Origin of the sequence: Paenibacillus sp. FSL R5-0923, from assembly GCF_038009145.1 — a bacterium.
GTDB lineage: Bacteria > Bacillota > Bacilli > Paenibacillales > Paenibacillaceae > Paenibacillus_AQ.
On sequence record NZ_JBBPAT010000004.1, the window covers coordinates 1 to 12,518 of the forward strand.

13 protein-coding genes are annotated in these 12,518 nt (G+C 41.2%); 11 read left to right on the forward strand and 2 right to left on the reverse strand.

The window, feature by feature from the left end; genetic code table 11:
* Positions 1-80 precede the first annotated feature (80 nt).
* Together MKX35_RS31550 and MKX35_RS31555 are read right to left on the reverse strand one after the other, a co-directional pair.
* Entirely contained in the window at positions 81-1,544 is a 1,464-nt protein-coding gene (locus MKX35_RS31550) for a recombinase family protein (RefSeq protein ID WP_179086723.1), read from the reverse strand.
* Between the two features lie 56 nt (positions 1,545-1,600).
* The gene (locus MKX35_RS31555; RefSeq protein ID WP_256716364.1) at positions 1,601-1,726 is read right to left on the reverse strand and encodes a hypothetical protein; all 126 of its coding nucleotides are present in this window, start codon (positions 1,724-1,726) and stop codon (positions 1,601-1,603) included.
* Positions 1,727-2,298: 572 nt separating this feature from the next.
* Here MKX35_RS31555 and MKX35_RS31560 point away from each other — a divergent pair.
* The 11 genes from MKX35_RS31560 (at position 2,299) to MKX35_RS31610 (ending at position 12,409) form a co-directional block, all read left to right on the forward strand.
* Entirely contained in the window at positions 2,299-2,610 is a 312-nt protein-coding gene (locus MKX35_RS31560) for a hypothetical protein (RefSeq protein ID WP_076300208.1), read from the forward strand.
* 424 nt (positions 2,611-3,034) lie between these two features.
* Positions 3,035-3,955, forward strand: coding sequence for a hypothetical protein (locus tag MKX35_RS31565; RefSeq protein ID WP_076300210.1), 921 nt, complete (start codon positions 3,035-3,037; stop codon positions 3,953-3,955).
* Positions 3,942-4,874: a DNA adenine methylase gene (locus MKX35_RS31570; RefSeq protein ID WP_076300211.1), complete on the forward strand. Its 933-nt coding sequence runs from the start codon at positions 3,942-3,944 to the stop codon at positions 4,872-4,874. Before MKX35_RS31565 ends, MKX35_RS31570 begins: the two co-directional genes overlap by 14 nt.
* A 94-nt stretch (positions 4,875-4,968) precedes the next feature.
* Entirely contained in the window at positions 4,969-5,166 is a 198-nt protein-coding gene (locus tag MKX35_RS31575; protein ID WP_143759529.1) for a hypothetical protein, read from the forward strand.
* A gap of 533 nt (positions 5,167-5,699) precedes the next feature.
* A complete protein-coding gene (locus MKX35_RS31580; protein ID WP_076300212.1) occupies positions 5,700-5,942 on the forward strand; it encodes a hypothetical protein in 243 nt (80 codons plus the stop codon).
* Between the two features lie 32 nt (positions 5,943-5,974).
* Positions 5,975-6,409, forward strand: a complete 435-nt coding sequence (locus MKX35_RS31585) for a hypothetical protein (RefSeq protein WP_076300213.1) — start codon at positions 5,975-5,977, stop codon at positions 6,407-6,409.
* A 1,650-nt stretch (positions 6,410-8,059) separates the two neighbouring features.
* A complete protein-coding gene (locus MKX35_RS31590; RefSeq protein WP_076300214.1) occupies positions 8,060-8,542 on the forward strand; it encodes a hypothetical protein in 483 nt (160 codons plus the stop codon).
* Positions 8,532-9,281: a hypothetical protein gene (locus MKX35_RS31595; RefSeq protein ID WP_076300215.1), complete on the forward strand. Its 750-nt coding sequence runs from the start codon at positions 8,532-8,534 to the stop codon at positions 9,279-9,281. The genes MKX35_RS31590 and MKX35_RS31595 overlap by 11 nt, the downstream gene beginning before the upstream one ends.
* 17 nt (positions 9,282-9,298) lie before the next feature.
* A complete protein-coding gene (locus MKX35_RS31600) occupies positions 9,299-9,823 on the forward strand; it encodes a hypothetical protein (protein ID WP_076300216.1) in 525 nt (174 codons plus the stop codon).
* Positions 9,789-10,496 carry a hypothetical protein gene (locus MKX35_RS31605; protein WP_076300217.1) on the forward strand — a complete coding sequence of 236 codons (708 nt, stop codon included), beginning with the start codon at positions 9,789-9,791 and terminating at the stop codon, positions 10,494-10,496. Before MKX35_RS31600 ends, MKX35_RS31605 begins: the two co-directional genes overlap by 35 nt.
* A gap of 1,052 nt (positions 10,497-11,548) precedes the next feature.
* Positions 11,549-12,409: an amidoligase family protein gene (locus MKX35_RS31610; protein WP_076300218.1), complete on the forward strand. Its 861-nt coding sequence runs from the start codon at positions 11,549-11,551 to the stop codon at positions 12,407-12,409.
* Positions 12,410-12,518: the final 109 nt, after the last annotated feature.

Consider the following 12,518-nt stretch of genomic DNA (forward strand, 5'->3'; position numbering starts at 1 on the left):
CATGTGGAGTGCGTAGTGTCAACATATAGAAAAGATCTTCTTATAGGTGAAGGCGATGAGTAAGCTCATCGCCTTCTGTTCTAAACTTTAAAGTTATAGGTTATATTCACATTTCCAGATTCTTTGACTTCAATCTTCTTCACGAGCATTAGTAGTAATTCACGATCCAGTTTTTCAAATGAGGTAAGTTTTGTGATATCAGGTAAAGTCAGTTTCTTATTCTCATTTTCTTTTTGAATGTTACTTAACTTTTGTTTTGCTGTAAGCAAAGTCTCACTAAGACGTTCAAGAATTTCATGGTACTGATCCTTAGTGATATCACCATCAAGCCATTTATCTTCGGCATTTTGTTTTCGATTTTCGAGCTTCTCTACCTCTTTTTTCAGAAATGTGATTTCACTGGAGGATGTTCTTTTTTTACTCTCAGCTTCCTTTTGTAACTCTCTTCTTAAGTAATCTGATTCAACATGCCCCCCCTTTAATTGCTTTATATCAGTGAGAATAAGTTCGACTAGTTCATGTTCATATATGGAATGCCGTGAGCAGAATCCTTTACCCCTAAGTTTATATTTACCGCACATGTAATGAGTCTTTCCGTAAGGGCGTTTAACACAGTGCATACCAGAGCCACAGTCAGCACAAAACATCAGATGGGTAAATAAGTTGGGTAGACCGCTAACTTTGTTATGAGACCTACGTTGTATCAAATCTTGAACAACTTGAAATTGTTCCCTTGAGATAAGAGGTGGATGATTGTTCTCCATTATCACTTGTTCTTCCTTATTTTTCTTCTTTCGCTTTGAACTACCTAAAGCTGCAGCTTGTTCTCTCTGTGCAACTAAATCACCTACATAAACAGGATTAGTTAAAATATATTCGATCGTGCTTTGTCCCCAAAGGGTGTTCCCTCGCTTTCGACCATGTTTTTGAGCAGGTGTTGGGACCATCTTATCATTCAGTAGATTTGCTATCGCTTGCATTCCAAGAATTCCTTCTTGGTAAAGATTGAAAATCTTTTGTACGATTGAAGGGGTATCATCGCTAGCTAGATTAAGTTTTTTGTTTACACGTTGATAACCATAAGGGGTATACGAGCCTGTGAACTCTCCACGTTTTGCCCGAGCACGTTCAGCGATCCTGATAAACTCCGAAGTTGTTTGGCTTTGCATGTGATATACCATCGAGTACATTGCCAATTTACCTTGCCAATCATTGTTATTAGAATCTATTCCCTCGGATAAAGCTACAAATCGAATCCCAATTTCAACCAAATTAGTGATATCTGTATTCAATTTACCTATATTTCGACCAAACCGACTAAGTGACTTAACAAGAATAATTTGAAATCTCTTGGTCTTTCCATCTCTTATCAGACGGTCATAGGCTTCTCGCTTTTTAAAGCTTGATCCTCTTTCTCCATAAGTCTCGTAAAGAACCCAACCTTTCTTGCGATAGTAGTCCTGTAACCCCTCCTCTTGATTAATAATGGAGGAATCTTGCTCCTCAAAAACCGTAGATACACGAACATAAGTTGCAACCTTCACTTCTTCTCCCCCGTTCGAGGGAACGCCTAAACCGTTATTGCAAGCCAGATTATATCTCATTTTTGTTCACCGTCCAATTGTTTTTTTAGCCAGAGTAAGAGGACAGTTTCAAGTTTTTGTTCTCCTTCGAAATGCCGATCTGTTATTACTAAATCAACTTGAATTTCTTTCTCTTTTCGCATGCGTATCACTCCAGAACCTAATATTTTTGGAGATGAACCCCGCATTCATTGGGAAACCTCTTGAAAAATATCTTGAAATTGAAAATATGTTCACCACATAGGTCAAACTTTGGAGAGGAAAAATTCACCGAATCTCATTGCAACAGATGTGTTCGTAAAATAAGTGTTTAAATAAAGGTAATCCCTGATGGGATCACCTTTATTAGTGGTATGAATGATTATGCATAATTCGGTAAGCTCTGTAGGTTTGCTCAAAGATGATAGTGGTATTTAGCAAAAGGTCGAGTAAGATGCGGTCAATACGGATGTTTGTCTTATTCCGTTTACTTGGACGGGAACAACTTCCTGAAATACAGCAAATTATGCTCCAATGGTCAAATTGTAGTGCAGCAATCTCCGAAGTTTAAAGCTACAAACTCATCCGTTCTCGACACATTTAACACAGTTCAGTAAAGTGAAAAATGAAGAAAATGGACCCTTAGTTGGGATATTTTTTTGTCTCCAGACATGCTTCCCCAAGTAAAACTAATACGCTATGATACATATCAACTTTTCTTGGGAGGGATTTTGCTTTGCATAAACTATCCGAAATACGTCTTTACAATGACTTTCCTTGGGCGGCTCCAGTTGTCCCTGATGTTTCAGAACCTTATTTTGCTAAGCCCATACCATGGCAATTTCCAGATCTGTTGATTGAGTTAATCGGAAAAATGTTCACCGAGATCGAGGAATTCTTCAATTCGAGTGACCTACCCATCGAGGTAGCGATCTACGAAATAAAGGAGGTCTTTGGGCGACTCGAAATTTCGAGTTTTTCTCCGTATCCTGAGGTTTCAGCGATCTTTCGTAAGTACACTGAGCTATCCAAGGGTTACTTCGAATAATGGGGTAGGGGAGTTGACGAAAAAACTGTCAGTTTCTTTTTATGTCCAAATAATTTCATGCCGCAGACAAACAGAAGTTCTCTTATTCTTGTCCTTTTCTGAAATTCTGAAAAATGATTCCGCAGTTCGTCCAACTTTAACAGTTGAACGTTGATCTTAAACATAGTTACTAGCAGAGAAATGCTCAAAAACCAACTAAAGTACAACTTCAATAATACTACCACCTCAACTCAACTCGAACTTAGGGTTGAGTTTTTCATATTCTCCACCCGAGCACCCACCCCTCCCACGACCTGACTCTTGCATGAGATATGTGAACCACTTCTGACGGTGCTTGAATGTTGAGTTCAAGACAAATTTCAAGAGGTGCAAACATAGTGGTGTAAACAATCAACTAAACCATTCCCGCGGGAGGGCACAAATCATGACAACTAATAACAAAGCAGTACAGAACGCTGGAGCAAGAAAGGCACTAGACAAAACAATGAGCGGAAATCTTGTAAAAGCATTGGAGCGCTTCGAAGTGAAAGTATTCTTGGACTGGAGCAACTGTGAAGCGAGAAATGTATTTTATGTAGAACTGATAAGTAAATTTTCAGGCGAACGTGTCACTTTCGTGAAAAGCTACTTCGAGGCTCAAGGAAGCGAAAAGAAAATTCTGGACAAGTTGAACCTGATAGGTAGCGCCAATGGGCATATCCTTGACGCTTTGATTGAACACATTGATGACCTACTTGTTAACAAGGAGTTCACTAAAGGAGGGTTCACTGCAAGTTGCACCAAGTTGTCTGAAAGGGATCAACAGAAGGCGTTGAAAAACGGAAGGTTGGTCGTAAGGAACTACCTGCTGAACGAAGTTCAATTCGCATGCCAATCCGAAAGGGATTACGACAGTTATAAGCATTTTGGGGTAATTCTTGATCAAGAAAAAGGACTCCCCGAAGGTACAATTGCAGTCGGATTTCAGGGAGAAGCCCTGCAAGCAGTTCTTAATCCTCTAGGTCGAACCCAATCCCAACAGTACCGCCGGGAAGTATTAGGAGGACTTATCCATATAGGGATGTTGGATGCCAAGATTACAGAGTATGCCGATGAGGGCGAAGACGATGAGGTTATTAAGGAAGAGCATGAAGTAGAGGATTACTTCGATGGTTATCCCATCATTAATGGGAAGGTTGTAAAGGATCAGGGAAGACAAGAAAAAAAGAATCGAACAAAGAAAAAGAGTAGATCGTGCTTGAGAAAACAAAGACTTGTTAATGGAAATGAGGATGGGATTAAGTTTTACATCATGCGCTTCACCCAAGCCCTTCTCGAGGAGATGAAGCAGTATGTCGCCGCTTAACCTACAGATAGATCGCGTCCGAGATTTGCTGAATGGGGTTCATGACCCCATTCCTACCCTTGGCGGGAAGAGTGCCTTGTTGAAGACGCTCATTCGAATATTCGATCACTGCATATATGAGCACGACCTGAATATCTTCGGAGATCTCTTCCTCGGCGGCAACAGATTTCATACTCACTACAAAAATTATCGAATTGATCGTATCGGTAACGAATTAGACCGAGGGCTACTCAGTTTCTACCGAGCCATTCAAGATCCAGACCAGTTCGATTATTTGACTAGGGGTATCGGAGCCTTTAGTAGACCGAGACTTGTAACAAAGGGTGACTTTGAGGACTTCAAAAAGTGGAGACGTGACTCGAGTACGGATGCGGTAGACGCAGCGATCCTAACCTACGTGGTAAGCAAGTATAGCCGCGCAGCCAATCGGCAAGATTTTTGTCACCTCAAAGCCGGTGAAGGGATCAGCATCAGTAACCTCAAAAGGAAGCTGATCCCGCTAACGAAGATATACCACGATGTCCAATTTCTAAATGAGGGGTACGACAAGCCCTTTAAACAGCTCATGCGCCGCAAGGATGCCCTGATATATCTAGACCCACCGTACCTCACAAGTGTTGATAATTACACAGAGGAGACCGAGGGTTATGAAGACAAATACTCCACAGCAGACCACATTATTATGCTAGACAGAGTCGTATCTGAATCATGCAAGGCAAAGGTTATCATAAGTAATTATTTTAACGAACTTTACTTCGACTACGTGAGAAGGGGGCTTCTGTACTGCTACTTTGTTGGTATGGTTCATGTGAGTAGCTCAGGAACAGGTCGAAAACGTCCTGAATTCATTTTCTCGAACTATCCGATTCCAGAGTACGTACTTCCACATATTCCACATGACTTCAGGTATTACTTTTAGTGGCAGATTAGATTTCAGCAGGGGGATGCGCCCCTCAAAATCTTAGAGGTGTTCCGTATGTTGAAGGTTTGTACCGAATTATAGACATGTGTATGTGATAAACGATGAGATTTACTTGCTTGTCTTTGATCCAGAGCAAGTAGCTAAATTGACCGAAGACTGTAAGAAACAAGCTGAGACCCTTTACTCGATTTATGAAGGCAGTTATGAGCAAGCCAGCAGTTCCATCAACTCAGTAACACAGAGTGGTAAAGGGATCGAACCTTTGGTGAATAGGTCGAAGTGTACATAGCGGCTCACGCAATGAACGAACAGTTCTTCCCGAGTTACTATGCCGTTCAGCAGTTGGTCGACAAGGTTGAGTCCCAATATGCAGGCTGTGTTGTCGGATTGGAAGACAGGACACATATGGACGTTGACAATCAACGATTTCACTTGAGATGTAACCAATTCTTCGAGTTAGAATCCACAACCTCCATCCTTAATGCAAGTTTCAACCGGAAGGGCGTATTTTCTGGCAGCATTTAGACTCCCCCGTTCGGGGTCAGCCTCCTGACTAAAACGCCCTTCAAACTTGCCCTCTAAGCCTCGTTCGTCCCCCTCGTGGCTTTCTTTCGGTATTCGGAAGCCCCCAAAGCCCTCTCAAATCGCCGTACAAGCTCTTCAGAATTGGTCCGTTAGTCTCGCCCTAACCTGCCCTAAGGGTACTTACCTAAATTTTGCTCTTAATTTGCCATTTTGGTCGCCAATGCCTGAGCGAAGGATCTTCTCAATTCCCCTGTAGATGAGGAACACTCCAACCGATATTATTGGAGTAAGGGGTGTGTGAGAGTCGTGATTACATTCAGCGTTAATGATAAAAGGTTCAATGAGGAAGACCTTAGTAAAATTGATAACCTGTTAAAAGAGTTAGAAAAGCTAAATGAGTCGAAAGAGCCTAATTATGCTGATTATAAAAGAGTTGCCATAAGCAAGTTGGTTAGCGACCTCTTAAATGGCGAAATGAAGGAAGATATATCAAGAGTTTTAGTAATTATGGAGAGAGCGCAGATAATGAAGAGATTTTAGGTAAGTCGAAAAAACAAATTAAGGACAAAAAAGTGTCTCATCTAAGGGTAGATGCGCCTATCAAGTCAAAAGGTGGTTCAGAACAGAGTTTTGAACTATCAGACCGTAACGCATCAATTGAAGATAAGGTAGTAGCTAATGAAGATCGGGAATTTCACTTTAAGCTGCTCGGTATTGTGGAAGCTCACCTCAATGAGTTGGGAGTATCCTTGATCGAGATCATCGATCCGTTAGTCGATGTAGTATTGGTTCAGACCAAGGGGGAAGTCCGAAACCCGAGATTGACGAGAGATTTCGTCTCCCACCAGAAGGCAGCTCTAAAGTTTGTCGATAAGTATAACAATTGTTTAGCCGATATCAGAATTGAGCTCGACGGAACAGAACTTATCGAAGAAGTGATTCTCTATTTGGAACAGAACACGCTTCTCAACTTGATCGTATTAATTTACAGTGACAAGTTTCTTTGATAGATGGTGAAACTGAGTCTACATTTACAAACACAGTAACAGGACTCATACCGAAGATCCTTGATTTAGATCAGATGGAATGCTCTGCGTTATCGTAAAGGAACACATCAAACTTATATCAGCGCGGCGTTTTCGTAGAAATTTCGGAAGCTGTCAGTAACCCACAATTATGGGCACCACACGAACAAGTCCATAATAAGCACAAAAAGAGAGCAGCTGCGACTGCTCTCTTTTTGTTTGAACCGAACTGAGCCTACATGCTAGCGTTACACGTACAGCATATGCCCACTAAACTGTCCATTAGACGTTGTCCCGCGATGAACAGTTTTGTAAAGATGAGTCTTTTCTTGCAGAGTAAGAAAGTTTGCTAAGAATATGAGCTTTTTTCTTTCCGTTCGTATTAAAGACAGCTTGGAAGAGAAGGCACTTCACGTTCAAGACCCACCCGTCCACCCAGGCAGAATAATAAATATCACGACATAACCAACTGACTAATGATTATTCGATCAGCCACGAAACACAGCGTCCTAAAAATATATATAATTGTTGCCTTTTGAATTTCTATTCACTGTCTTGGGGGTAGCCCTAAAGGTGTGCCCTTCCTACGCGCTCAAATTGCCCCTTACGGCTTGGTTCAGCCCTTCTCAGGCCTATTTGCTCGCCCTTGCCATGTTCTAACCATCACGATGGCTGTAATAGCGTTACGGGTGTTAGCTAGTATTCCCGTTTTCGCTGTTTTATAGGGTTTTTACTATCTTAGCAACGTCATTTTGAGGATTGCTAGTTTAGTTAATTAATTCTCGTGGGGGGGTGGTGGACATGAAATTTTGCTACGTTACGGCAGAATACTTAAGCCGAGGCTGAGGACAAATCAAAAATGAAGAATATGGGGGCATGGACGATAGGCACAGACGGAAATCAATGTGTACATATAAGCCAGGAGAACTTATAACGGACCGAAGTTTACGTTGTGAGTAATTATTAAAAACCGAAGTTTACGTTATATGCAGTTATAACCGACTGAAGCCAGTTTTATAAAAGAAGACCTAATATTTTTAACTAAGCTAGTTAATCATTCCTCGCCGCTGCTACTTGTTCGTAACTACTAATTATGTTGTTTATCCCCGATTTCGATTCCATCCATTCGACTTTGTTGGGCGGAGCGCGGAAATTTGATCCCCAAACACAATAGCTGGCTGAACTCGTAGTTATTTTTGTTTCTACATCTTAATTATGTAGGTTTCAGCCGACTTGTCCAAACGAACCCCTAAACTAACACGATAACAACGGAAAGATACTGGACATCCCCGATCTTATTTCTCCGATTAGGATAAAACCTAGCTTGCTCTTGCAGACAACTTCAATTTGGACAGATTTTGACCAAGCACTTTTATACTACCTAGGTACTTCTACTGAGGATATTTTTCCAACTAATTTTCCCACAGATCAAATACCTTAGAACGCTTGGTTCTAAATTCTTTTTCAAAATAAAGGGATGCCGTAATCTCGAAAATTATGGTATACGTGCTTCCCTAACCCTAAGTAGGGGTTAGGTATGAAAAGTACATGCTAGTTTTGTTGCTTTAAACCGACTTCGTTCTTAAGGTCAGCAGTTGTCGCAATCGAACATAGAAAGAAGGGATGGTGAGTATGAGAAAGGACATCGAGAAGGCGTTACCACTTGTTGCAGAAGAGTACCGCTTGTTAATTGAGGGCTATGAGGAAGTCAAAGCCAAGTCGGAGTCAGCAGCTTTGACTCATGAAGAGCGACTCTTACACAAACTCAAGCTGGATACCATTGAAAGAATCAGTTTAGTACTAAAACTAATAGAGGACAGCTCTGAAAGAAATAAAGTCCTTCTAGTTCTTTGTCTTAACGGGGAAAAGTGCTCGAAAAAGTATTGGAGTGAAGGATTCAAGAGTCAAGCTGCTTTGAGGGCGGCAAGGAACCAGCTTCGTTTCCTGTTGGCAGTAACTTTGTTCAGGCGCGATAAGGTCAAAGCCCTTCTAAAGAGTGAGTCGCATCAGGAAGTAGATGAACTGAGACAGTGGTATAACACTGTATTCGGTAATGATGAATTGAAGCGTTACTATTTAAAGCCTTCTAAAGGAGGGAGACCTCATGAGTCGTAAGCCGAACATCTTTCGTGAAGTTAGGGATTGGAGGGAAAGAGTCCAAACCCGCATCGCTGATGACGTCTACAGCGATGACCTTGAAATTGAGCATAAGAGGTTGGAGGCTATTGATGAAATTTTGCATTATCTCAAGACACTCGCATGGATTTCACATGCAAAGACAAAAGAACGCATTCAGTATTATTTGAAGAAAGCTGATTTGAATGCGAGAACGACTGCAGCTGCCTTAGGTACCTCGGTAAATGCCATCGAGGTAAGCGTTAAATATGTATCGGATAAAATCAGGTCGCTGATTGACGATCCTCTTAGTGTAATTGAGCAAGCGAAGGATGTATCGAATGTCGAATCAGGAATGGCTGATTTTCGTAAAGTAACAGAAACAGGGGCACCGGTTTACCGACACTTCCTTGCAGGGGTAGAGCCTTATTTGCCAAAACCACAATACAACCCGAAACTTCGTTTGGAAGACTGCCGAAAGGAGATCTCTCGGATCGCTGTATTTGCCCACTATGCGGAGCATGTTCTGGCTCGAGAATGCGATCTGGACAAGCTGGCGCATGTGCTTTCTTTGGTAAGCTCCCTCAACGGTTCGAAGTACGACCGTGCAGCACTAAATCATTTTTTTAATGGAGAATTCAGCCAACTGGAAACCAGAGAGTATCTAAAGATCGGAGAACAATTGAATCAGATGTACCGTTGGCATCAGACCAATAAACAAAATCCTTACATCGATTGAAGTGGAGGCGGGGAAACATGGCTAACATATTCATGTTAATGAAGCAGAGCATTGGTTTACTGAATGCTGAGAAAAGGTTTTGTAGGGACACAGCAAAATTAGAGTTAATTCAGGAAAAGGTCGATGCCCTTGAAGAAGTCTTTGACTTTGCTAAGGAGTACGCTCCATCAGCTAACCATCAAGTATTCAGTACTGTTGAAGAGCGACTATGGTTTTACTTAACCGAGGGTAATTTGAACTACCATAAGGTTGCAGATAGGTTTGGGGTTTCCGTTCAAGCGGTGGCAGGGAACGTCCACTATGCATCGAGGGAATTTTCTGATTTGGTTGGAAGCCAAATCAATCAAATTAATGATGCTGGAGATATCGAGGCTGTTTGGGAAGCTTTATCTGAGTTTCGCAATATTAGGAAGTCAGTGGTAAATCCTCATGATCTGTCCGAGATATCAGAAGAATTGTTGAAGTCCTTATTGAAAAGAAAAAAATATAAGATAGGGGGCGTTGAATATGCCAAGAATACACCGCCTATCATCATTCCATGAGTATCGTCCACCAGACCCGTCCTCAGGTCGCCTCATTGGGGTATCGAATGCTAATACTGCCGATCTACTCAGTATTGCAAATGATTTGTATGATGATTCGGGTTACTCAAGATTCGTTTATTCTGTAACTAAAAGCCAACTTCGAACTTATTGTGATGAATTCTTTGCGGATTTTGTTGAAAATGTACCAGTAGAATCCTATGGTTCTGAGGACATTTCTTCAAAAACAGCAGTAACCTTAGAAGAGCCGGTTAGATGCCTGGTCTATGATGCATTTCGTTCACCGTTATTTACCGCACAAGAATTTAAGTTTCTAACCGGCACAGACTTTCTTACTGGGATCGGAATATACTCACTCAGCTCGAAATTCAGTTTTGGCGATTCCAAGAAGGAGCTTCTCGGTAAGATCGCTCAATATAACCTTCAATCACAGAACTTATCCTTAAGGTTGATGGTCGCCATTATTCAGCCAAATAGTAGCTGGCAATTAGCCCTCGGACAGATTCGCGTCCATAAGTACACGAAAAGTAACAGTGGCAGTGTAGGCTTTGCTTTGTTCGATCCTGCAGTTTTTATATCATCAATCTTTACTAAGAAGAGTTTGAAAGATGTTCAACATGAGAAGTTTGACATGTGTATTCCGTTAATAGGAGATATGAGCTACTACAAGTAGTCGTAATATGCTAGTTTATAAGGACTTTGTAAACAAACCTCAGATATACATAAGAATAACCCTAACTGAAAAATGGAATAATGGTCAGAGTTAATGATTCCACTCACAACTAAGCATTTTTTGGCATCAGCTTGAGTAGTATAGCATCAGAAGTATTAGGTGAATTGGTCGCCTCTTCTACCGATCCACTAGGGGGGCATTATAGCCCGGCTTTCCTGATCTATTTCATTAGGGTATGAGTAATTTTGGCTCCCCTCTTCAAAACAAAAAAATCTTGTTCCTTTACCTCGGGTTAGGTTATATTTGATACAGGTGAATAATTCGGAATGCGGAAGAACCGCATGATAGGTAGACCATAGGCAATGGTCTGTCTCATCATGCGGTCTTTTTGCATTCAAAACTAAATAGGGGGTTTCTTAAAAATGAATAACTGCACTTTTTGTTCCAATGAATCCAAGATCTTATTCAGTCATATAACCCACGAGATCGGAAACCTTTGTCTTCAATGCTACCTGCAACTCCACGGAACATGCTCAGTATGTTCAGCATCACTTTTACCAGTAGAGGTAAAGCCTGATGTAACCTACAATCTTCAGGCAAAGTTCATAGGTATAGGGGACAAGAAGACGATTCTTGTCTGTGACTCCTTCCATGATTCGATTCGTAAGGAAGTCTCGATGTTGTTCGGATAAGGGGTATTGAGGACATACGTTAGTGAAGCACTACAAATTCTTATCAGATACCTTAGCGTTCACCCTAAGCATATTTCCAATGCAAAAGGAACGAAGTTTTCTGGAATAAACAAGGTGGACAAACTTGCAACTTTGTCACAATGAAGTTAGAATACAACGAATTTATATTATCCCCTATGTTTTTTTGGTAGTGAGATCAGTGGCTCTTGTCGGTTTATAGTGCTATACATGGTTACCAAGGATACAATGATGCCTGTTTATTGTCACTACAACCCACCCTTCCACCCGACTACAGGGTGGTTTTCTATTATCCCTCAGATGTAATCAAAACACGAATTATTTCTGGATAGGAGGTTCCATATGCAAGTTACGTTCAATGAATTGGACTTTGGCGTAGAGATCGAGTTTAGTGGTATCACCCGACATCAAGCCGCCAAAATCTTAGTACAGTATTTTGGAACGACTTTCGTAAAATACGGGGGATGGAATAATGAGGAGTTTCACATACCTGATCAACAAGGAAGAATCTTTAAAATTGTAATGGATGGCTCCGTTGATGCTTTGCGCAGAGAAGGAAATACAGACGTACCAGGAACAGATGAATACAAATGCGAAATGGTCACCCCTGTGCTTCATTATTCTGATCTACCGACTCTTTTAGGTACAATCACAGCCTTAAAACTCGGAGGAGCAATAACAGGAGTAAACTGCGGAACTCATATTCATATTTATGCATCATTGTTTACGTCACAACAACTTCGGATATTATGTAATCTGGTATACAGACATCAGTACTTGTTGACCAACGCCCTCTGTATAAGGGAATCACGAAAGAAAAAATTCTGCGCAGATCTCTCGGAAGAGTTCATCAAGAAACTGAATAGAGTTAAACCGGAGACTTATGAAGAATGGTCTGAACTATGGTATTCAGGATACAATGCCCTTGAAGCGACAAGGTACATAAGGAGGAACGATTCTCGGTATAGAGTTTTAAACCTTCATAACCTCTTATCAGGGCGGTTTAAGGCAGTCGAGTTCAGACTGTTTAATAGTTCACTTGATGTCGGGCATATCAAATCTTACATTCAACTATGTCTGATTATCACTGCGCAAGCCCTTCGACAGAAAAAAGTCATAACTCGTATCGCAATGTCCGACAACGAGAAATTTACTTTCAGGGTTTTCTTACTCAAAGCAGGTGCAATTGGCGATGAATTCTGAGAGATGCGCCTTTTGCTTCTGAAGCATTTAGAAGGTGATTCTGGCAGACGTCACCCCAGAATTGACAAAAAAACAGTTTCAGGCAACATTTGATATAAAAATCTATCCG